The sequence below is a fragment of the Acidobacteriota bacterium genome (assembly GCA_030697165.1).
In the GTDB taxonomy this organism is placed as follows: domain Bacteria; phylum Acidobacteriota; class Vicinamibacteria; order Vicinamibacterales; family UBA2999; genus 12-FULL-67-14b.
Genome location: JAUYQQ010000004.1, coordinates 236,020 through 254,543, shown reverse-complemented (window position 1 = coordinate 254,543; position 18,524 = coordinate 236,020). Strand labels below are relative to the sequence as shown.

General features: G+C 65.8%; 28 protein-coding genes. 24 read left to right on the top strand and 4 right to left on the bottom strand.

Annotation, left to right across the window (positions count from 1 at the left end):
• Positions 1 to 81: 81 nt before the first annotated feature.
• A complete protein-coding gene (locus Q8T13_05145; GenBank protein MDP3717141.1) occupies positions 82 to 309 on the bottom strand; it encodes a hypothetical protein in 228 nt (75 codons plus the stop codon).
• 47 nt (positions 310 to 356) lie between these two features.
• Positions 357 to 1,100, bottom strand: a complete 744-nt coding sequence (locus Q8T13_05140; protein ID MDP3717140.1) for a S24 family peptidase — start codon at positions 1,098 to 1,100, stop codon at positions 357 to 359.
• A 66-nt stretch (positions 1,101 to 1,166) separates the two neighbouring features.
• Here Q8T13_05140 and Q8T13_05135 point away from each other — a divergent pair, with 66 nt between their 5' ends.
• From Q8T13_05135 to Q8T13_05035, 21 genes are all read left to right on the top strand, one after another.
• On the top strand, positions 1,167 to 1,433 hold the full coding sequence (locus Q8T13_05135; protein ID MDP3717139.1) for a helix-turn-helix transcriptional regulator: 267 nt from the start codon (positions 1,167 to 1,169) through the stop codon (positions 1,431 to 1,433).
• A complete protein-coding gene (locus tag Q8T13_05130) occupies positions 1,433 to 1,714 on the top strand; it encodes a hypothetical protein (protein ID MDP3717138.1) in 282 nt (93 codons plus the stop codon). Before Q8T13_05135 ends, Q8T13_05130 begins: the two co-directional genes overlap by 1 nt.
• Entirely contained in the window at positions 1,711 to 2,244 is a 534-nt protein-coding gene (locus tag Q8T13_05125) for a hypothetical protein (protein ID MDP3717137.1), read from the top strand. The genes Q8T13_05130 and Q8T13_05125 overlap by 4 nt, the downstream gene beginning before the upstream one ends.
• Positions 2,241 to 2,492 (top strand): helix-turn-helix domain-containing protein, encoded by a 252-nt coding sequence (locus tag Q8T13_05120; protein ID MDP3717136.1) that lies wholly within the window; start codon positions 2,241 to 2,243, stop codon positions 2,490 to 2,492. The genes Q8T13_05125 and Q8T13_05120 overlap by 4 nt, the downstream gene beginning before the upstream one ends.
• Positions 2,493 to 2,569: 77 nt before the next feature.
• Positions 2,570 to 3,040 carry a hypothetical protein gene (locus Q8T13_05115; protein MDP3717135.1) on the top strand — a complete coding sequence of 157 codons (471 nt, stop codon included), beginning with the start codon at positions 2,570 to 2,572 and terminating at the stop codon, positions 3,038 to 3,040.
• 2 nt (positions 3,041 to 3,042) lie between these two features.
• Positions 3,043 to 4,149, top strand: coding sequence for a hypothetical protein (locus Q8T13_05110; GenBank protein MDP3717134.1), 1,107 nt, complete (start codon positions 3,043 to 3,045; stop codon positions 4,147 to 4,149).
• Between the two features lie 3 nt (positions 4,150 to 4,152).
• A complete protein-coding gene (locus Q8T13_05105) occupies positions 4,153 to 5,421 on the top strand; it encodes a metallophosphoesterase (GenBank protein MDP3717133.1) in 1,269 nt (422 codons plus the stop codon).
• Positions 5,418 to 7,949, top strand: coding sequence for an SMC family ATPase (locus tag Q8T13_05100; protein ID MDP3717132.1), 2,532 nt, complete (start codon positions 5,418 to 5,420; stop codon positions 7,947 to 7,949). Before Q8T13_05105 ends, Q8T13_05100 begins: the two co-directional genes overlap by 4 nt.
• A 101-nt stretch (positions 7,950 to 8,050) precedes the next feature.
• On the top strand, positions 8,051 to 8,296 hold the full coding sequence (locus Q8T13_05095) for a hypothetical protein (GenBank protein ID MDP3717131.1): 246 nt from the start codon (positions 8,051 to 8,053) through the stop codon (positions 8,294 to 8,296).
• A 2-nt stretch (positions 8,297 to 8,298) separates the two neighbouring features.
• Positions 8,299 to 9,135 (top strand): DUF1376 domain-containing protein, encoded by an 837-nt coding sequence (locus tag Q8T13_05090; GenBank protein MDP3717130.1) that lies wholly within the window; start codon positions 8,299 to 8,301, stop codon positions 9,133 to 9,135.
• Positions 9,135 to 9,497 (top strand): hypothetical protein, encoded by a 363-nt coding sequence (locus tag Q8T13_05085; protein ID MDP3717129.1) that lies wholly within the window; start codon positions 9,135 to 9,137, stop codon positions 9,495 to 9,497. Before Q8T13_05090 ends, Q8T13_05085 begins: the two co-directional genes overlap by 1 nt.
• Entirely contained in the window at positions 9,494 to 9,922 is a 429-nt protein-coding gene (locus Q8T13_05080) for a hypothetical protein (protein ID MDP3717128.1), read from the top strand. Before Q8T13_05085 ends, Q8T13_05080 begins: the two co-directional genes overlap by 4 nt.
• Positions 9,919 to 11,181 (top strand): DEAD/DEAH box helicase, encoded by a 1,263-nt coding sequence (locus Q8T13_05075; GenBank protein ID MDP3717127.1) that lies wholly within the window; start codon positions 9,919 to 9,921, stop codon positions 11,179 to 11,181. The genes Q8T13_05080 and Q8T13_05075 overlap by 4 nt, the downstream gene beginning before the upstream one ends.
• Positions 11,182 to 11,532 (top strand): hypothetical protein, encoded by a 351-nt coding sequence (locus tag Q8T13_05070; GenBank protein ID MDP3717126.1) that lies wholly within the window; start codon positions 11,182 to 11,184, stop codon positions 11,530 to 11,532.
• Between the two features lie 37 nt (positions 11,533 to 11,569).
• On the top strand, positions 11,570 to 13,135 hold the full coding sequence (locus Q8T13_05065) for a ParB/RepB/Spo0J family partition protein (GenBank protein ID MDP3717125.1): 1,566 nt from the start codon (positions 11,570 to 11,572) through the stop codon (positions 13,133 to 13,135).
• Positions 13,132 to 13,470 carry a hypothetical protein gene (locus Q8T13_05060; protein MDP3717124.1) on the top strand — a complete coding sequence of 113 codons (339 nt, stop codon included), beginning with the start codon at positions 13,132 to 13,134 and terminating at the stop codon, positions 13,468 to 13,470. The genes Q8T13_05065 and Q8T13_05060 overlap by 4 nt, the downstream gene beginning before the upstream one ends.
• Positions 13,467 to 13,853 (top strand): hypothetical protein, encoded by a 387-nt coding sequence (locus Q8T13_05055; GenBank protein MDP3717123.1) that lies wholly within the window; start codon positions 13,467 to 13,469, stop codon positions 13,851 to 13,853. The genes Q8T13_05060 and Q8T13_05055 overlap by 4 nt, the downstream gene beginning before the upstream one ends.
• Positions 13,854 to 13,907: 54 nt before the next feature.
• Positions 13,908 to 14,270 carry a hypothetical protein gene (locus Q8T13_05050; protein MDP3717122.1) on the top strand — a complete coding sequence of 121 codons (363 nt, stop codon included), beginning with the start codon at positions 13,908 to 13,910 and terminating at the stop codon, positions 14,268 to 14,270.
• A gap of 12 nt (positions 14,271 to 14,282) precedes the next feature.
• On the top strand, positions 14,283 to 14,408 hold the full coding sequence (locus Q8T13_05045) for a hypothetical protein (GenBank protein MDP3717121.1): 126 nt from the start codon (positions 14,283 to 14,285) through the stop codon (positions 14,406 to 14,408).
• Entirely contained in the window at positions 14,405 to 14,596 is a 192-nt protein-coding gene (locus tag Q8T13_05040) for a hypothetical protein (GenBank protein ID MDP3717120.1), read from the top strand. The genes Q8T13_05045 and Q8T13_05040 overlap by 4 nt, the downstream gene beginning before the upstream one ends.
• 59 nt (positions 14,597 to 14,655) lie before the next feature.
• Positions 14,656 to 15,042: a hypothetical protein gene (locus Q8T13_05035; protein ID MDP3717119.1), complete on the top strand. Its 387-nt coding sequence runs from the start codon at positions 14,656 to 14,658 to the stop codon at positions 15,040 to 15,042.
• On the opposite strand, the gene Q8T13_05030 is transcribed toward Q8T13_05035, so the two are convergent.
• Positions 14,991 to 15,281, bottom strand: coding sequence for a hypothetical protein (locus Q8T13_05030; GenBank protein ID MDP3717118.1), 291 nt, complete (start codon positions 15,279 to 15,281; stop codon positions 14,991 to 14,993). The two genes, Q8T13_05035 and Q8T13_05030, sit on opposite strands and share 52 nt — an antisense overlap.
• Positions 15,282 to 15,458: 177 nt before the next feature.
• Here Q8T13_05030 and Q8T13_05025 point away from each other — a divergent pair, with 177 nt between their 5' ends.
• Genes Q8T13_05025 through Q8T13_05015 form a run of 3 tightly spaced genes read left to right on the top strand, consistent with a single transcriptional unit; the run spans position 15,459 to position 17,877 of the window.
• Positions 15,459 to 15,656, top strand: coding sequence for a hypothetical protein (locus tag Q8T13_05025; protein ID MDP3717117.1), 198 nt, complete (start codon positions 15,459 to 15,461; stop codon positions 15,654 to 15,656).
• Positions 15,653 to 16,096, top strand: a complete 444-nt coding sequence (locus tag Q8T13_05020; protein MDP3717116.1) for a hypothetical protein — start codon at positions 15,653 to 15,655, stop codon at positions 16,094 to 16,096. The genes Q8T13_05025 and Q8T13_05020 overlap by 4 nt, the downstream gene beginning before the upstream one ends.
• Positions 16,093 to 17,877, top strand: coding sequence for a hypothetical protein (locus Q8T13_05015; GenBank protein ID MDP3717115.1), 1,785 nt, complete (start codon positions 16,093 to 16,095; stop codon positions 17,875 to 17,877). Before Q8T13_05020 ends, Q8T13_05015 begins: the two co-directional genes overlap by 4 nt.
• Positions 17,878 to 17,945: 68 nt before the next feature.
• Here the strand turns inward: Q8T13_05015 and Q8T13_05010 are convergent, their stop codons facing one another.
• Positions 17,946 to 18,440, bottom strand: a complete 495-nt coding sequence (locus Q8T13_05010; GenBank protein ID MDP3717114.1) for a hypothetical protein — start codon at positions 18,438 to 18,440, stop codon at positions 17,946 to 17,948.
• Positions 18,441 to 18,524 lie beyond the last annotated feature (84 nt).

Sequence of the window (18,524 nt, the reverse complement as noted above, 5' to 3'; positions counted from 1 at the left end):
GGGGGCGGTCTGCTGCTGGTGGCAGCACGGCGCACGGTTTCAGCAATCAACTACACGAACGTTGTTGTCCTACCAACCTCTTTAGTCGTTGTCGATCCGCTCGAACTGGCAGTGGCCGTCCCAGCGGAAAATCTTGCCGCCCGTATTTGCGATCGTCGCGCGCGCGAAGTCCTCTGCGCTCACCCGCCCTTCGGGCCGCCAGTATCGAACGTCGTCAGGGGCGTCGCCATCGTTCAAGACGACTGCGACAAGTCGAACGGTAATCCCTGGCTTCTGGCAGATGATGACGTCTCCGGTAGTGGTTTTCATTGTGGTCCGATCACCATGGCACACAAGGTTGACAGTCGAGGCCCAGCTCACTTGCGATCACCGCGCGACCGGCGGGCTGGCCTGATCCAGAGAATTGGGTGCATCGTCCCGACTTCACCCTTTTTCACGAACCGCGCAGGATAGGCGCGGTTCTCTGATTCAAGAATCCATCCACCAGGCGACTTGCGAGCGATCTTTAACAAACGCTCACCTGATAGAAGCGCCACGTAGACCTCGTCACCATCCTCGACCGGAGTGTGCGGCGACACCACGAGTACCTCTCCAGGACGATAGCGGGGCACCATCGAGTCGCCGCGTACGCGCACGCCGTAGGCTCGCTGATCTCGAACGTCGTAGGGCCGAGAGATGCGGTCTTCCACGTCCGACTTGAGGCCTTCCTCGTCCCAGAACAGGTTTGGCCCAGGAGAGGCATCTCCTTCGGCGATCACTGGAATGTCGTTGCGCAGATAGCCGGCGCCGACGTCGTCATCCATCACGACTGCTTCGATTCCGTCATTGACCGTCGAGGCGCGGGGGCCAAACGCGCGGCGCGCGGCTTCATATCCCTGGTTTACGCCATTCAGCAGCTCGTCAATCGAGCAGTGCAGGAAAGTCGCGATCTTCAGCAGCGTGTCCAGGCTGGGCTGGTAGGTGTCCGTTTCCCATTCGCTGACCCGTGAGCCATCGACGCCCATCGCTGCAGCGAAGGCCTTCCCTGTTTCGAAGCCGGCTCGCTTGCGAGCTTCCCTGATATTCCCGCCTATTGTCGGCAAAGCAAGGCAAGTCTCCACTTACGTCCTGACGTAATCCAGCCAATTACAGTCCACCGTTAAATTGCGCTTGACAGTAATTACGCCTTGACGCAATATTACGCCGTGCTCGAATCTGACCAGCTCGAAGCGTTGCGGTCTAGCGCAAATGACGGCCCCAACCGGGTTGCTGCGGCCATCCGGCTGGCGGGTCTGACCCAGCGGAGTGTGGCTGTGGCGCTCGACATCACCGAGCCGCACCTCAGCAACGTGTGCCGTGGGCACGTCAAGGACGTCTCGCTGCCTACGGCCCGCAAACTGGCTGAGTTCCTCGGCTGCTCGATTGAGGACCTCTTTCCATCGAGGGTGGCGTGATGTCACGCGGACGCCTCGAGCGCGTGCTCCCGAACCTCTCGGTAACTGGCGACGGCCTTTCGCAGCTGGCGCTGCCGCAGGTCAATCAGCAGCAGCGCCTCCGTCAGCGCGAGCCTCATCGCGTAGTCACTATCGGCGGTTTTGACTACCTCCTCCCGTTGCTGCATCGCTTCGGTGCTGTTCCGGTTATTCATCTCGGGGAAGAGATTGCCACCGTGGCGACGGCTTGTCAGCCCGTCATCGCAAGCGAAGAGACGGTCGAAAGTGCGGGGCTGCGATGACTAACTCGCGTGCCACATGCCGCGCTGGCCACCGGTGTGAACCCGCCACCGAGCGCGAGGCCTGGCACTGCCAGGTGATGCACGCGAAGGACGCGGTCGACGTCATCGCCGGTAAAGAGGGCATCCACGAGAAGACGCTGACCGCGATGGTGAATCCGGATCGCGACGACGCCTGGGTGCCGGCGCGGCGTCAGGCCTCCATTCTCGACCGCACCGCGGACAACGATGCAGTCGCGCGTTTCTATGCCGCTCGCGTGGGCGGCTTCTTCTTCCGTCCGCCGACGGTCGTCGATTCGGCCGACGCCGCCTTGGTCAGCGCGATCAGCGAACAGACCAAGGAACTGAGCGAAGCCGTCTCGGCGATCGATCGGGCGCTGCGCACCGGCGGCGGCATCACGGCTGATGAACTCCCAACCATCAACCGCGAGATTGACGACATGGTCGAGGCCGCGCTGCGGCTGAAGGCCACCGTCAAGCGCAGCGCCCTTCTTACAACGCGTGCATCCGTGCCGCTGAGAAACAGGTCATGACCCCCGATCGCACGGTGACGGAGGTCGCGAGTGAACTGCAGTGCTCGCCGAAGAAGGTGCGACGGCTGGCCGCGGCCGGCACGCTGCCCGCGTATCGCCTGGGCCGGGATTGGCGCTTTCGGCCGAACGCCGTCGAGCAGTTGCGGCAGCGCCTCGCGCACAAGCCGGTTGACACCGCACTGCAGGCCGTCGATCGCGTGGCGCCGCGGACCGGCGGCCGGCTGAAAGGGTGGAACAAGTTCGCGTAAGGGGAGTGGGCGGAAACAACGAAGGCCGCGCTGAAGACGCGGCCCTCGAGGAGGTAACGACAGTGACGAACGGAAGTATGCCATCAACCAACAATTCATCACAAGGCTTCGCCGACCAGGTGGCGATGTCCAAGCACGTCCGTCGGATCGCGGCCGAGCTCTATCGGTTCGACCGGCGTGACGTCGGCGCGGACTTCGACGCGCTGCCGCCGGTGGTGCAGGAGACCTACCTCGCGACCGCGACGGCGACCGCGCTCCTGAATGACCAGGAGCGGCTGCGCCCCGCCATTTACGACGCGGCCGAGCAGCTCACGCCGGCGGGTCTGACCAACTTCACGCGGCAACAGCGCGCCGAAGTGGTGAAGGGCTTCATCCGCGCCTTCCAGGTCTTCCGCGATCACCTGGCCGGCAAGCGCCACCCCGACACCGTCGACCTGATGCGCGCGCTCGTGCAGAAGGACCTGGCTAGCCTTACGCCGCCGGCGCCGGTGGCGCACGCCGGCGTCGACCTGGCGAACCTCGAACCCGCGACGACGGAGGTGATGTAGCCATGGCGACAGACACCCAGACCCAGCCAACGCAGATCGCGAAGGCCAGCGATGTGAAGACGCCCGAGGTCATCACGCGCCCCGACGATTTCACGGCGGCGATCCAGAAGTGGACGGGCAACTACAACCTGCTGTCGCCGTTCACGCAGATCACCGGCATGGCGCCGCAGCACGGCATCATCGCCAGCGTCGTCAAGATCAACGCCAACCCGGCCAAGGGCGGCCCGGGCGAGGTCTACGACGGCCTACCGTTTCTCGGCCAGGGCGAAGTCGCGCTCGCCAAGATCGGCCTCCGGAAGATTGCCGAGGGCGCCGGCATCAGCATCACGACGCAGCGCACAGACCCGCGAACCATTCCCTTCCTCTGGGAGTTCAAGGCAATCGCGACCTACCGTGGTATCGACGGCACGGTCGTGACGCGCGAGGCGACCGCCGAATGGGACCTGCGCGAAGGATCGCCGCGGCTGAACGGCTGGAAGCCGGCACAGATCGTTGAGGGACGGAAGAACGGCCTTCGCAATGCCGAGACCCGCGCCATCAACGCCGCGATCCGCGAGTTCGGCATCAAGCAGAAGTACTCGCAGCAGGAGCTCGCGAAGCCGTTCCTGGTGCTGCGCGTCGCCTGGCAGCCGAACCCGAACGACCCGGAGCAGATGCGCATGGTGGCTGAAAACGCCATGCGGGGGACGTCCGCGCTCTACGGGACGCCCGCGCTGCCGGCGGCGCCGATCAACGACATCGTCGATGCGGACGTCGTCGACGAGCAGCCGCGCACCGTTGGCAGCGGCGCCGCCAGCGAGACCGCCAAGGTCGAAACACCAGACCCGAACCAGCCGCCGGTCGAGGGTGCGGTCCGTATCGAAGAGGTCAACGAGAAGTCGGGCGTCAACGACAAGACGAAGCGGCCGTGGAAGCGCTTCGACGTCGTCGACAGCAACGGTGAGGTGTGCTCGACCTTCGACACCAAGCTCGCCGAGGCCGCGATCGCCGCGCGCGCGAGCAAGGCGTGGGTCGAGCTGTCCATCGAGCAGAACGGCAACTACCGCAACCTGGTCGAGATCTCGCCGGCCGGCCAGTCGCCGCGGCTGCCGGACATGGAGAACACCTAAGCCATGGCCACCTCCCTCGTTCACATCGGGGACTTTCACGCCGGGCCCGGGCCGCGCAACGCCGCCCGGTACCGGGCGCTCGACCAGTTGATTGCCGAGGGGTTGGCGCTGCCATCCCTCGGCGCCTGGTTGTGGCCGGGCGACCTCAGCCACCAGCGGCAGACCATCGACGACGAGAACGCGCTGATCGCCCGGCTGCGCCGGATGTCGGCCGCGGCGCCGGTGGTGCTGGTCTATGGCAACCACGACCAGCCCGGCGACCTGGACAAGTTCGCGAGCGTGTCGAACGGCAACCCAATCTACGTCGTCGACCGTCCGGAGGTCCTGCGCATCCGCCTGGCCAACATGGCGTTCGCATCGATCGCCTGCCTGCCGTATCCGCACAAGCACGGCCTGGTGCTCGCCGGCGTGGCCAATCCCGACATCGTCGACGAAGCGGCCAACGCCCTCGACGCCATCTTCATGCAGTTCGAAGTCGAGCTCGATGACGCCCGGGCAAAGGGTGACCTGACGCTGTTCATCGGTCACGCCAACGTCGGCGGCGCCGTCACCTCGAGCGGCCAGCCGAACATCGGCCGCGAGATTGAACTGTCGCCGCGGCACCTGGACCGGCTCGGCCCCATCTACAAGGGGCTGAACCACATTCACAAGGCGCAGGAGATTCACGGCGCGCACTACCCGGGCTCGATCTGCCGGCTGAACTTCGGCGAGATTGAAGCCAAGGGGTGGCTTGAGGTCAGCGCCTTCCAGGACCCGCTGGTGCAGCCGGCGGGGAACCTCTGGAGCTACATGGTCACGACTCACGGGATCGACGTCGCGCCCATGTATCACGTCGAGGGCGACCTGACGCGTGAGGGCTTCACCTACCAGGTGACGGCTGGGCCCGGCGGCGAGCTTAAGGAGCGGCCGGCATCTTGGAAGGGCTGCGAGGTCCGCGCCCGGTACCGCATCAAGCAATCCGAAGCGGCCGTCGTCGAGAAGGCCCACGTCCTGGCCGAGTTCGCCGAGGCGCTGCTGACACTCGATCCGATCGTCGTCCCTGACCGTGCGCTGCGCGCTCCTGAAGTGGCCGCGGCGAAGACGTTGCCGCTGAAGGTCGCCGCCTGGTGCGAGCTGTCGGGCGCCGTCGCCAGCCAGGGCGTGCTCGACAAGCTGGCGAAGCTCGAGCAGATTGCCGACCCTGTCGTGCACGCGGAGGCCGCGCGCGACTACGCCAACGACACCGCCGCCGGGCACGAAGACGGCGAGCAGAAGGCGACGGTGGCAGCATGAAGCTCGAATCCCTCACCGTCCGCGGCTTCATGACGGCGTTCGCCGGCAAGGAAGTCACGATCGACTTTCGTAAGCTGCCGGCGGGTCTCATCGCCCTGGTCGGTGGCAACGGCGAAGGTAAGACCACGCTCCTCGAGGCGGCGCCGGCAGGCCTCTACCGCGAGATGCTGTCCCGCACCGGCGACCTGAAGTCCTACGCGATGGACCGCGACAGCTTCATCGCGGCGTCTTGGAAGCTCGACGACACGACCTGGTATCAGTCGCGCCTGACCGTTGACGGCATCAAGGGCGGCGCCAGCGCGGCGCTTCATGCGTCCGACGACAAGGGCGTGCGGCCGCTGAACGACGGCAAGGTCAGCACCTACGACGGCGCCGTCGCGAAGGTGTTCCCGCCGCTCCATGTCTTCAAGGCCTCGGCGTTCGCCGCCCAGAACAAGTCGGGCTCGTTCGTGAAGGCCGAGAAGAAGGACCGGCGCGACATCTTCAATTCGTTGCTGGGCGTCGACCGCCTGGTCAGGATGAGCGAAGCCGCGAAGGGCGCGGCCGCGGAAGTCGACAAGGTCCGCACGCGGGTGAAGGCCGAGGTCGACGTGCTCGAGCGCGAGACCGCGCCGTCGGTGACGGAGCTGCTTACCGAGCAGGCCGCGCACCTGGCCGACGCGCAGGCCTCGGCCGAACGCCGTCGTGACGACCTGGCTGTCTGTATCGCAGGCGTCGAGCAGCGGCTGGCGATGCTGTCCGACCAGGTGGGCGCGCACGCGGCCGCCACACATAAAGTGGCGCAGCTCGCCGCGGCCCGCGTCGATGCCGAGGCGGCGCTGGCGGCGCACGTCGCCGAGGACCTGGCCGCCACGCTGGCCGAGTCACGAGCCCTGATGACGCTGCAACTGCGTCACGACGAGAAGCTGCGGGACGTCAGCGCCCGCGACGCGAAGGGCGCGATCGCTGACGCCGAGGAACTGCAGGCGATCACCAACGAACTGAGGACGAAGCTCGCCGGCATCCAGACCAAGCTCGATGGCAACGCCACCATCCAGGGCATGGCCGACGACATCCGCGCGGCCGTCACGACGATCGAGCGCCTGACACCGGAGGTCAGCCGGCTCCGCGCGGAGCGGGACGCTCTGGTCGAGCAGCAGACCGCGCTGGCCACACGCCAGGCCGAGAACGAGAAGGTCATCGCGGGCTTCACGAAGCCGCAGACCGAACTGGACCGCGCGACGACCGACGCCGCGCTGCTCGAGCACGTGCCCTGCGGCGGCCGCGGCGAATTCGCCGGCTGCCAGCTGCTCGTCAACGCCAAGACGGCCGAGGGCCTGATCGCGGACCTGCGGGCTCAGCTCGCCGGCGTGGCGGCCGCGAACGAAACCCGGACGGCGTTGCTGGACGAATCGCGGGCGAACGCGCAGGCGCTGGTCAGCAAGAAGGCCACGCTCCTCGATGTCGAGCTGCAACTCCTGGCCGCCCAGGAACCGGCGAAGTACTCGGAGAAGCTCGCGGGCTCCGACGCCCGCGTCAAGGAACTGAACGACTGGAAGGTCGACGCCGAGAAGGATGCGGCCCAGCGCACCAAGGAGACCCGCGGTCGCCACGTCACCGCCGCGGAGCAGCGCAGCGCCGAACGCGTGACGTTGGTGGAAGAGTTCGAAGCCGCGAAGTCAGACTCTTCCACCCGCGCCGCGGCCAGACTCGAGGCCGCGAAGCTCAAGCAATCCGGCCTGTCGGCGGCCGCGTCGACGGCGGCCGCCGCACATGCTTCGGCCCTCGACGAACTGCAGGCGCTCGAGAACGGCAACCAGATGGCCACCGCCCTGCAGGCGGAACTGGCCGAGAAGCGTGCCGATCGGGACGCCGCGGTCACCGCCGTCGCGACGGCCATCGCTGACTTCAACGCCACCGTCCTGCGCCAGTCGGACATCTACGACCAGCGCAAGCACCTGACGGTCCTGCAAGGCCGCCTGACGCGCCTGGACACAGAGCTGCTCGAATGGCAGCTGCTGCAAAAGGCGCTCGATCGCGACGGCCTGCCGGCTCTCGAGACGGACCAAGCCGGGCCCGAGATCTCCGCGACGACGAATCAAATCCTCGCAGACTGCTTCGAATCCCGGTTCTCGGTGGAGCTCGTCACGCAGGTGGCCAAGGCCGACGGCAAGGGCATGAAGGACGAGTTCACCGTCCTAGTCACCGACAACCAGACCGGCGACGTGCGCGACATCAGCGACTTGTCTGGCGGCGAGGAAGTCATCGTCGCCGAAGCGTTGATGAACGCGATCGCTATCTACGTCAACGAGCGGTCGGACGTCCGGATCCTCACGCTCTTCCGTGACGAGACGACCGGCGCCCTGACAAAGGAGAACACCCAGCGCTACATCCAGATGCTTCGCAAGGTGATGGAGCTGGGCGGCTTCCACCAGGTGCTGTTCATCAGCCACGACCCGGACGCTTATGCCCTGGCCGACGCGCAGCTGCTGGTCGCCAGCGGCACGGTGACGCCGAAGCTGCCGCCTTACCTGCAGGAGGCCGCGTGATGCACCCGCCATCGGCGTTCGCAGGTTCAGAAAGTCAACCTGTTAAAGCACTAGTCCACGGGCGTCAGGTCACGGTCACGGTCTCAGACCTGGACGCCACCATGCGAGCCTTGCGCGCCGCCGGCGAGGGGTTCGATCGCTGCCGCGACTGCCTGCTGTCCACGGCGGTCCGGCGCACGTTTGGCGACCCTCGTGTCAGTTGTGGGCTGTCGACGCTCACCGCCGGCCACGTCATCTACAGGATCCCGCCGGCCGCCGCCGACGTCATCAGCCTGTTCGACAACCAGGCCTATGACGAGCTGCGCGCCTTGCTCCCGGTGACGTTTCCCCTTGAGGTCCTCGAGTAGACATGGACGCGTCGACGCCTTACGAATCGCCGTATTACTTCCCGTTCTATCACCGGGATTTCAGAGAGGGCACGCTCGCGCTGCCGGCGGCCGCGCGTGGCGGCTACATCTCGCTGCTGATCTACCAGTGGGACAAGAAAAGCATCCCAGGCGACGACATCGACGCCCTCGGCCTGATCATGGGCACCCGCACCAGGGCGGAAGCGAAGACGGTCTGGGCGTCGATCGGTAGCAAGTTCGTCAAGGGCAGCGATGGCGCCTGGCGCAACGTCCGGATGGAAGAGGTCCGCACAGAGGTCGAGGAGTTCTTCGAGCGTCAGCGAGTCAACGGCAAGAAGGGCGGGCGGCCACCCGGTCCCCGCGGCGGCAAGAAACCCATGGGTTTAGCCGTGGGTAAACCCATGGGTTTGCCACGGGGTAACCCACTCGAAACCCATACAAATACAAACACAAATACAGATCCTGAATCGGGTACCCAACCGCGATCGGAGATCGTCTCTTCGTCTGCTGATCTTTCTCAGCCAGACCTAACAGTAATCACCAGCCCCTCAGATGCCCACGCCAGCACCGTTGGAAATGGCTGGCAGGTCTGGGTGCAAATCAAAGAGCTGGCGAGGCTGCAGGCCCCTCGGTCGCTGCAGTGGTTCGAGCACGTCTACGCGGCGCACATCGTGAACGGCCGCCTCGAGCTCTACGTCGAGCAGCCCGACATGGCCACCTGGTTGATGAAGCACTACACCGGGACCATTGGTGAAGGCCTGGCCGCCGCGGGGCAAGGCTCGCTGAGCGTTCGGGCGATCGCCAAACCTCGGCCCGTAGCGAAAGCGAGGGCCAGCTAATGAGCTTCCCGACCCCGACCACCTGCCCGAAGTGCGGTGACAAGTTGTCGTCCGCGATTCCGAGTGCGCGCTACCGCGGCACGGTCGTTCAGACCTGCCGCAATAACGAATGCCTGCACACCACGCGCACGACGATCGCGATGGTCGAGCAACCGCGGCCACGGCCGGTGAGCTTGCCGATCGAGTCCGTGCACCGCGAACAGCCGCCGCGCCCGGCCGCCGAGCCCCCCAGCGCGATTCGTCGCTTCGAGGAAGCGCATCAGCGCGGTACCACGGGCAAGGTCATTAAACAGGTGCGGCGGGAGCTGCGCCTGGTCTCGGGTGACGACGGCCGCAGCAAGCAGATCGGCGGTGGTCGATGAGCCCACGACCGAAAAACACCACACGCCTCGAGAAGGGCGAGCAGCTCGCGATCCGAGAGCTGATGAAGACGCTCGGTGCGAAGGAATACGTGCTCGGCACGGTGCGCCGAAAGGGCGACCACCCCGGCACGATGCAGACACCTGGCCTGCCGGACCTGCAGTTCTTCCTGCCGGAGAAGCGCGCATGGCGCTGTGACGCCGGCAAGGCCTCGCTCACGCGTCGGTTCGTCGTGGTCGAAGCCAAGCGTGCAAAGGGCGGACGCTTCAGCTCGGAGCAGATCGAATACCGCGGCCTCGCGCTCGCCGCCGGCATCGACTACATCGGCGGCAGCCTGGACGACGTCATCGCCTGGCTGATCGCCGAGGGCTACGTGAAAGCCCACCAGGTCCCGCACTACCGGCTGCCGGCGGCGGTGAGCGAATGAGCAGCCTCCTGGCCGCGGCGTCCACCGGCTACACCCTGCGCATCTACCAGCAGCACGCGGTCGATCGCGGCGTGTCCTACCTGACGCAGCCGCAATTCAAGGGCCGTAACGGGTTGATCGTCATCCCCACCGGCGCCGGCAAGTCGCTGGTCATTGCGGCCTTGGCCGCGCGGCTGAACGAACCGGTCCTGGTGTTCCAGCCCTCGAAGGAGATCCTCGAGCAGAACGCCGAGAAGATGCGCAGCTACGGCTACTTCCCGGGCATCTGGTCGGCCTCGGTCGGCAAGAAGCGGATGGGCATGATCACGTTCGCGACGATCGGCAGCGTCGTGCGCGATGCCGAGCTGTTCAAGCAGTTCAAGTACGTGCTGATCGACGAGTGCCACCTGGTCAACGCCAAGGGCGGCATGTATCTGAACTTCCTGGACGTGTTGTCGCACGCCCGGGTGATCGGGCTGACGGCGACGCCCTACCGGCTGGCGTCGGACGGCATGGGCTCGCAACTGCGGTTCCTCACGCGGACGCGTCCGCGCATCTTCGACGACGTCGTCTACTACCTGAACCTGGCGCCGCTGTTCCGGGCCGGGTTCCTCGCGCCGCTGACCTATCACGAGCGCGACATCGTCGACGCGACGCAGCTGCGCCTGAACTCCACCGGCGCCGACTACGACGACGCGTCGCTGCAGCGCTATCACCGCGAATCGGGCTTCGGCGGCCGGCTGCAGGAGAACGTGCACAACCTGTTGCAGACGGGGCATAAGTCGGTCCTCGTGTTCACCCGCTTCACCGAGGAGAGCGCGGCCCTGGTGAACGCGGTGCCCGGCGGCGCGGTGATCACGGCCGAGACGCCAGCCGACAAGCGGGCGCAGATCTTGTGGTCCTTCAAGAAGGGGCTCACGCGCTACGTCGCCAATGTCGGCGTGCTCAGCGTCGGCTTCGACTATCCCGAGCTCACGACGGTCGTCCTGGCGCGCGAGACGATGTCGCTCGCCCTCTATTACCAGCAAGTCGGCCGGGTCATTCGGCCGCATCCCTCCAAACCGACCGCGCACGTCGTCGACATGGTCGGCCTCAAGAAGAAGTTCGGTCCCATCGAGCAGCTGTGGATGCAGCCCGGCGGGAAGACCGGTCAGCAGTGGGTCATCGTCACCGGCGAGCAGCGGGATCGCGTGTTGACGAACGTGCACTTCGGGTTACCCCGCGGATTCGCCAGTAACGCAACACGAGCGGCGGGAGCCGCGACAGCAGGAGGTCAGTAAATGGGACGCAGGAAGACAGACAACCAGGTCGATCGCAAGTCGGCCGCGGCCGGAGACGACGCCGCCGATACCGGCGCCGGCGGCGAGGTCGAGGAATACGTGTTCGACGGTCCGTTCGACGCGGAGAAGGCCGTCGAGCACCTGCTCGAGCTGAACCACGTGTTTCAGCACGCCGATCGGAAGTGGGAGCAGGCCAAGGGCAAAGCCGCCGAAGCCAAGAGCGAGCGCGACAACGCCCAGAACGCGGTCTCGCTGATGCTCGACCGCATCGACCGCCACAAGAACGGCCTCGAAGACTCGCAGCCGGTGCTGAAGACGATCCCCGGCTCGGCCGAGGGCCGCGTCAACTAGGCACTTCACACACCCATAGAGAGGTAGCGACAGCGACATGACAACGACAGCGACAGACACCACCACCGGGCAGTTCGTCGGGCGCATGGTCCCGATTGAGCTGCTGTTCCCCTCGCCGATGAACCCGCGCAAGAAGTTCACAGCGGAGTCACTGGCCGAACTGTCCGCCAACATTCAGAAGCGGGGCGAGGTCATCGTGCCCCTGGTGTTGCGGACCAAGGGTAAGAAGTTCGAGATCATCGACGGCGAGCGGCGCTATCGGGCGTCGACGTCGGCCGGCAACATCACCGAGCTGCCCGCGATCGTCCGCGACGACCTGTCGGACAGCGACGCCATCGAGATGATGCTGCTGACCTCCATCCAGAAGCAGGAGCTGACGCCGCTTGAGGAGGCGGGCGGCTTCAAGGCCCTCATCGAGTCGAACAAGTCGAAGTACTCCGCGGCTTACATCGCCGACCGCATCGGTCGCAGCGAGAAGTACGTGTGGGACCGGATGAAGCTGCTCGACCTCATCCCGATCCTGAAGAAGCTCCTCGACGCCGACCGCATCCTGGTCGGCCACGCGGAGCTGCTGGCGAAGCTGAAGGTGGAGGACCAGGAACGCGCGGTCGACTGGACTCAGGACTCTCGCACCGGCCGCGAGGGGCTCTGGCAAACCGAGCACAACCAGCTCGAGTTTGACGACGACGAAGACCACGAGCCGACCGAGAAGAACCTCTATCGTGGTCTCAAGCCGGTAACGGTCAAGGAGCTCGAGTCCTGGATTGCTCACCACGTCCGCTTCGACGTCGAGCACATGGCGAAGACGGCGCCGCTGGAGTTCGAAGCGGTTGCCGAGCAGGTGCGGGCTGCAGAGGCCACACCTGGCCGCGGTCGCAAGGTGATCTCGATCACCCGCGAGTATCGCGTCAGCGACGATGCCAAGGACGACACCGATCGCACCTACGGCGAGCAGGCCTGGGAACGTGCCGACGGCAAGGAGAAGTCGGAGACCTGTGAGTTCAGCGTGCTCGGCGTCTTTGTGGCTGGCCCGGGCCAGGGGACGACGCTGCAGGTCTGCATCAACAAAGACAAGTGCAAGACGCATTGGCCGGAACAGGTCGCTGCCCGTGAGCGCAGCGCGAAGCTGCGCGCCAAGGGTGAGACGAAGAAGGCCGACAAGAGTGACAAGAAGGCCGCAAAGAAGGAAGAGAGCTCCTGGGAAAAGAAAGAGCGCGAACGCAAGGCCCTGAGGGCGGCCTGGGACAAACTGGCGCCGCACGTCTATGCCGAGGCGATTCGCCAGGTCAAGGGTGCCACCTCCATCACTGCGGCTCAGGCGAAGCACCTCGAGAACAGTGACCTCATGATCAGCGTGCCGGCGTGTAAGAAGGCCGGCGTCGACTGGACCAAGAAGCCCTTCGCGGCGTTTCTCGTCACCGAGGTGGACGGCTACTACGACTACAACGGGCCGACGTTCGAGGGCTACGTCAAGTCGGTCGCCAAGCCGCTCGGACTCGACATCGAGAAGCTCGAGGCTGTTCGCGATCAGCACTCGCCCAAGCCGGAACCGAAGAAGGCGGCGCCGGCGACGGCCAAGAAGGCGAAAGGCGCGAAGAAGTGAAAGCCAGCACGCGTCGCTTGCGGCGTGCGCTGTCGGCCAACAAGGCGGCCCGGGCGACGTTGCCCGGGCTCGCCACGAACTGGCGCTTCTGGGCGTCGATGCCGAGCGCGGTCACGGCCGTGCTGTTCATGGCCGACCCGCGCGTGCCGGGCGACAAGCTGCTGGCCGCCGTCGATCGGCCGGTGTTCCCGAAAGGCGTCTGCGTTGAATGCGGCTGTACCGAGACCGACGCGTGCCTGCCGAGCGTGTTCACCGGACGGCCGTGCCACTGGATTGACAAGACGCGCACGCGCTGCAGCTGCTGCCCGATGCCGAAGGCGCGGAGGCGGCGGTGATTCGAGGGGTCAACCGCGGGCCGGCGACCAGGCGTGCGCATAAGCGGTGCGCGAATCCAGCCTGCCGGCAGTTCTTCCGGCCGGAGCGGCCGACGCGCCGGTTCTGCAGCCGGCAGTGCTCGGCCGATGTGCGGCCGCGCCAGGTGCGCGTCCTCGCTGGGCGCAAAGGTGGCACCTCGAGCGGCATCCGCCGGCGGGCGATCAGCAGCGACCGCATCCGTCAGCGCGTCGCAACGTTGACGCCGATGCAAGCGTTCTTGCTCGGGCGGCAGTACGGGAAGGCAGACATCGGGAACCGCGTCACCACCGCCAAGCGCGAGGGCTTCGCGGATGGGTATGAAGCGGCAATTCAGGCGATGGCGCCACTGGAGAAGACGGCATGAGGGTTGCTCAGTCAGTCAGTCAGTCAGTCAGTCAGTCAGTCAGATTTTTTGCCCATGAAGGCCGCCTACAACGCTGTGGTGGCTGACCTCAACGCGCGCATCCGCGTGCTTGAGACCGCGCGCGACGCGGTCCTCGAGGCCGGCGGGTCTGAAGACCGGCCGGTGAAGTTGCCGTTCAAGTTCGATCGGACGGGCAAGCGCGGGAAGACGAAGAAAGGTCGAGCCAAGGCCGGCGGCGGTGACGACGTGATCCTTGGCGTCATTCGCGACGGCGCTGACACGATGAAGCAGATCATCGCCGACGCGAAAGTGAAGCCCTATGTCGCGACGATGGCCGTGCGGCGCCTGGTCGAGGCCGGCAGCGTTGTGGCCACCGGCGCGACATCGACGCGGCGCTACGCAGTCGCCAAGAAGTAATCGGTTCGGTAAATGGAGGCAGCAATGGAAGCACTCGGGGTGATCGTGATCACGGTTGTCGTCGGCATGCTCGTGATGCTGATCGTGGCGGGGTGTCTCCTCGCAGCCGCCAAGAGCGGCGAGGACGGTGAGTTGTGACGGCCGACAGCCTGCTTCTCCTGCTGCTCGGCCTTGCGGCTGGCTTTGCCCTTGGGCATGTGCAGGCCTGGCGGTTCGCGCGAAAACTCGAACGGCATGAGGTGGTCCTTGCCGAGTGGGACCAGCCGTTCGATGCGCAGGCGCCGAAGCCGGCGAACCTGTACAGCATGGAAAGGCAGCGGCAGTGATGGCGATTCGGAACCAACACGCCGACGTTGCCACCCTGGCTGATTCGCAGACACGGGGCATGAACAAAGGCTTCGCAACCAAGCGGATCAACCGCAAGGGCGCGCCGTCGTTCCTAGGCCTCACGTCCACCGATTCGGCGCCTGAACCGCCAGCGCCCGTCCGGAGCGGCCGCGATCAGCGGCGCGATCTGATTACTCGCTTGCTCGCGGAGCGGCCGATGACGCTGCGCGAGTTGATGGCTGCCGGTGCCGGCACGATGGACCAGGTGAACGGCGCACTCTACACGCTCAAGAAGGACGGCACGGTCGTGAAGGCCGGCGAACGCCCACGCGCGTCAGCCCGTTGGGGCCGGAAGACCGAAGACCTCTACGGGCTGCCAGGCGGGGCCGCTGCTCAGCCCAGCTCGGGCGGCGCAGTCGCCGGGTCGGGAGACAGCCGCACATGAACGCCAGACCCTTGTGGCGGGCCAGCAACCACGATGGCCTGGCGCCATTGGCCGCCCACCTTCTCTTGGCGGCCGCCGATGGTGGCCCAGCTGGCGCCGAGCTCGAGCCACACGATGTTGCCCGGCTGGAGTCCAGAGCCCTGCGTGGTCCGCACCTCCGGGTAGTAGGTGCGCTCATCGGGGTCACCTTCGATGGTGACCGGGCGAACGCTGCCGCGTTCCTTGGGCGGGCCAGTCATGCCCCGATTCTACGCCTTTGGCACGAATGCCCGACATGTGGCGAGACCTGCGACTGTGACCTCGAAGACCACGACCAGGACGCCCCGGATGATTGCCAGCACGACTGCGTGCTCGACGACGAAGACGACGATCTGCACAGTTTCAGCGATAGCGACTTGGAGGACGAGTAGATGGACATGAGAACCGGAAGAACCTACGACACGCAGGCCGCGGCGGTGGCCGATGGCGTGCCGGCGTCGGACGTCGCGCACCTGGAATGCCCGCTCGATCGCGTCGAGCAGCGGCTGCGAGAAGGTAAGCCCGTCGTAAAGTTCAGCGGCGGGTCGTTCAAGGCGTATCGCCGTGACGAAGATGGCCAGTTGGTGCGCGCGTGAGGAGCACCCACACGTACGCGGTGCTCGACGTCCCCAGGTCGGTCTACGGCGCGGTGCGCGCCTTGCTCGGCGCCGCCGGCTACGACCACGCCTTCCAGCAGGATCGCGAGGGCGAAGTCATCGACATGCACGGTATCGCCCTCAGGTCCCAGGGCGGCCAGCCCGGCGCCGCCATCACGGTCAGTTCGCTGGTGAGCCGGCGCGATGGCCAGGGCAAGGTCGACTTCCAGCTCAATGGCGAGATGACCCAGATGGACCTCGACAAGGCCCGCGAAGTGGTCGGCATGCTGCAGGGCGCGATCGAGGCCGCCGTAAGCGATCAGCTGATCGTCCAGTTCCTCACCGAGAAGATCGGCCTCGACACCGACCGCGCCAACGCTGCGCTGATTGATTTCCGAGAGATGCGCCAGGGCTCGCGCGATCGGGTGCATCCCTCATGAAGAAGCTGCAGCTTGCAAACAACCTGGCGCTGCCAGCCGACGAGGCCGCCACACAGAAATACGGATTCATCGGCCGCAGCGGGTCCGGTAAGAGCTACGCGGCCATGAAGCTCGCGGAGCTGCTCCTCGGCGCCGGCACGCAGGTGATCGCCCTGGACTGGGTCGGCATCTGGTGGTCGCTGCGTTTGGCCAAGGACGGCAAGGCGCCCGGCTTCGAGCACGTCTACATCTTCGGCGGGGAACACGCCGACGTCGAGCTGCAGCCGGAAAGCGGCAAGCTCATGGCCGACCTGATCGTCGACAAGCACATCTCGGTCGTGCTCGACGTGATGCACTTCCGCAAGGCTGAGCGTACACGGTTCGCCACCGCGTTCGCCGAGCAGTTCTTCCACCGCAAGAAGACCGCTCGGACCGCCTGCCACCTGTTCATCGAAGAGGCGCAGGCCTACTTGCCGCAAATGGTCCGCGGCGAGGAAGCCCGCATGGTCGGCGTCTTCGAGGACATTGGCAAGGTCGGCCGCAACTACGGCATCGGCAACTCGCTGATCTCCCAGCGGCCGCAGGCTATCAACAAGGACGTCCTCAACCAGGTCGAGGTCCTGCTGGCGTTCCAGACCAATGGCCCGCAGGAGCGCAAGGCGATCGCCGGCTGGACTGCCGAGAACACCGCCGCCGGCACCGCCATGGCCGCGGAACTCCCGACGCTGCCGGTCGGCGATGCCCTGATCTGGTCGCCCCAGTGGCTTCGCATCGCGCAGCGCATCCACATCGCCGAGCGCGAGACCTACAACGCCAGCAGCACGCCGACGGCCAAGGCCAAGGCGATCGCGCCCAAGACCCTGGCGAAGTCGGACCTCGAAGCGCTCGGCGAGGAGATCAAGGCGACCGCGGAGAAGGCGAAGGCCAACGACCCGGCCGAGCTGAAGAAGCAACTAGCTGAGGCGCACCGGATGCTGTTGCGCCAATCGAACGTCATCGGCCAGCAGCAGGCGGCGCCGGCGGCCGCAAAGACGATCGAGAAGCCGGTCCTGAAGGATGGCCAGCTCGCGCGCGCCGAGGCGCTGGTCAGCAAGCTCGAGAAGTACTCCGAGGACCTCACCGCCCGCGGCCTGGCCATCGCCAGCCAGTTCGAAGCGTTCTCCCTGCAGGTCCGCGACCAGGCAGCCGCGATCGCCGGTGCTATCAAGTTGACCCGGCTGCCGGCCAACGTAGAAACGGGCGCAAATTATGCGGGAATTATTCACAAACCGGCTCAAGTTATGCGCCCGCAACCGGTTAAGCGGCACGCGTCATCAAGTACCCGTCAAGGAGTACCCGCCAACCCGGAAGGCATGGGTAAAGGCCAGCTCGTCGTCCTGGCGGCGATCGCGCAGCATGATGCCGGCGTCACCCGCGAGCAGCTGACCGTCCTGACCGGTTACAAGCGCTCGAGCAGGGATACCTACCTGCAGCAACTCAATCAGCGCGGGATGATTGAGTTCACCGGCGCGAACATCTCGGCAACCGCCGCCGGCTTCGACGCGTTGGGTCCTGACTTCGAACGCCTGCCAACCGGCGCCGCGCTGCTCGAGCACTGGCGACGGGAGCTGCCACAAGGCGAGCGCGTCATCCTCGACGCCCTGGTGCCGGCCTACCCGAACACCGTCACCCGTGACGCGCTGAGCGAGTCCACCGGCTACAAGCGGTCGAGCCGCGACACCTACATCCAGAAACTTGCCGCGCGGAAGCTCGTCGACGCGGACGGCCGCGGCGTGACCGCCAGCGCGTTGCTGTTCGACTAACCGCATTACCGCCTAACGGTGTTTTTGAGAAAACAGGCCATAAAATGACGCATCGCCACGGTGGGAATCTAACTCTTGAGGCGAACCCGCAGACCACGGGTTCGCGCTTCCGCGGGGAGGCTTCGCGAACCCCACGGGTTATGAGGGCCATGGAACGTGACGTCGAACTCGTCGTAGTTGCGAACGACGAACTCGGTTTCGTGCCACTTGTTCTCGAAGTCTTGGTACAGCAGCCGGTAGGTATGGCCCTTGACGAGGGGCGTGGGCACTGGCCAACCCGTGCGGTGCCATTGGATGCGATCCCCAGGTGTGGCGGCTGGCAACTCGTTCCGTTCCGCAAGCAGCTTCGACCCGTGGGCGGCATCCGTGAACAGCATCAGGCCGAGCGCGATGCCGTTGCCAATGTTCTCGATAACGATCTCGGGAGGCACACCCGTCGAGGGCTCTGGCCGCACGACCGGCCGAAACTGATGCGCGATGACGCGACGGGTCGTATAGAGCCCGACCCAGATCGCGCCGCCGGTGGCGAGAAACGCGATCAGTAGGTCGCCCAAGATGTTCATGACCGGATCTTATTCGGGGAACTGACAGGAACGCGAGGGCCGGCAGCCGAGTGACTGACGACCGACCCTCACGGTAGTGCAAGG

What these genes read in the sequence shown, in the direction of transcription:
- Q8T13_05145 (MDP3717141.1), bottom strand. Translation starts at nt 309, where the DNA reads ATGAAAACCACTACCGGAGACGTCATCATCTGCCAGAAGCCAGGGATT.
- Q8T13_05130 (MDP3717138.1), top strand. Translation starts at nt 1,433, where the DNA reads ATGTCACGCGGACGCCTCGAGCGCGTGCTCCCGAACCTCTCGGTAACT.
- Q8T13_05125 (MDP3717137.1), top strand. Translation starts at nt 1,711, where the DNA reads ATGACTAACTCGCGTGCCACATGCCGCGCTGGCCACCGGTGTGAACCC.
- Q8T13_05120 (MDP3717136.1), top strand. Translation starts at nt 2,241, where the DNA reads ATGACCCCCGATCGCACGGTGACGGAGGTCGCGAGTGAACTGCAGTGC.
- Q8T13_05115 (MDP3717135.1), top strand. Translation starts at nt 2,570, where the DNA reads ATGCCATCAACCAACAATTCATCACAAGGCTTCGCCGACCAGGTGGCG.
- Q8T13_05110 (MDP3717134.1), top strand. Translation starts at nt 3,043, where the DNA reads ATGGCGACAGACACCCAGACCCAGCCAACGCAGATCGCGAAGGCCAGC.
- Q8T13_05105 (MDP3717133.1), top strand. Translation starts at nt 4,153, where the DNA reads ATGGCCACCTCCCTCGTTCACATCGGGGACTTTCACGCCGGGCCCGGG.
- Q8T13_05100 (MDP3717132.1), top strand. Translation starts at nt 5,418, where the DNA reads ATGAAGCTCGAATCCCTCACCGTCCGCGGCTTCATGACGGCGTTCGCC.
- Q8T13_05095 (MDP3717131.1), top strand. Translation starts at nt 8,051, where the DNA reads ATGCGAGCCTTGCGCGCCGCCGGCGAGGGGTTCGATCGCTGCCGCGAC.
- Q8T13_05090 (MDP3717130.1), top strand. Translation starts at nt 8,299, where the DNA reads ATGGACGCGTCGACGCCTTACGAATCGCCGTATTACTTCCCGTTCTAT.
- Q8T13_05085 (MDP3717129.1), top strand. Translation starts at nt 9,135, where the DNA reads ATGAGCTTCCCGACCCCGACCACCTGCCCGAAGTGCGGTGACAAGTTG.
- Q8T13_05080 (MDP3717128.1), top strand. Translation starts at nt 9,494, where the DNA reads ATGAGCCCACGACCGAAAAACACCACACGCCTCGAGAAGGGCGAGCAG.
- Q8T13_05075 (MDP3717127.1), top strand. Translation starts at nt 9,919, where the DNA reads ATGAGCAGCCTCCTGGCCGCGGCGTCCACCGGCTACACCCTGCGCATC.
- Q8T13_05070 (MDP3717126.1), top strand. Translation starts at nt 11,182, where the DNA reads ATGGGACGCAGGAAGACAGACAACCAGGTCGATCGCAAGTCGGCCGCG.
- Q8T13_05065 (MDP3717125.1), top strand. Translation starts at nt 11,570, where the DNA reads ATGACAACGACAGCGACAGACACCACCACCGGGCAGTTCGTCGGGCGC.
- Q8T13_05050 (MDP3717122.1), top strand. Translation starts at nt 13,908, where the DNA reads ATGAAGGCCGCCTACAACGCTGTGGTGGCTGACCTCAACGCGCGCATC.
- Q8T13_05045 (MDP3717121.1), top strand. Translation starts at nt 14,283, where the DNA reads ATGGAGGCAGCAATGGAAGCACTCGGGGTGATCGTGATCACGGTTGTC.
- Q8T13_05035 (MDP3717119.1), top strand. Translation starts at nt 14,656, where the DNA reads ATGAACAAAGGCTTCGCAACCAAGCGGATCAACCGCAAGGGCGCGCCG.
- Q8T13_05030 (MDP3717118.1), bottom strand. Translation starts at nt 15,281, where the DNA reads ATGACTGGCCCGCCCAAGGAACGCGGCAGCGTTCGCCCGGTCACCATC.
- Q8T13_05025 (MDP3717117.1), top strand. Translation starts at nt 15,459, where the DNA reads ATGAGAACCGGAAGAACCTACGACACGCAGGCCGCGGCGGTGGCCGAT.
- Q8T13_05015 (MDP3717115.1), top strand. Translation starts at nt 16,093, where the DNA reads ATGAAGAAGCTGCAGCTTGCAAACAACCTGGCGCTGCCAGCCGACGAG.
- Q8T13_05010 (MDP3717114.1), bottom strand. Translation starts at nt 18,440, where the DNA reads ATGAACATCTTGGGCGACCTACTGATCGCGTTTCTCGCCACCGGCGGC.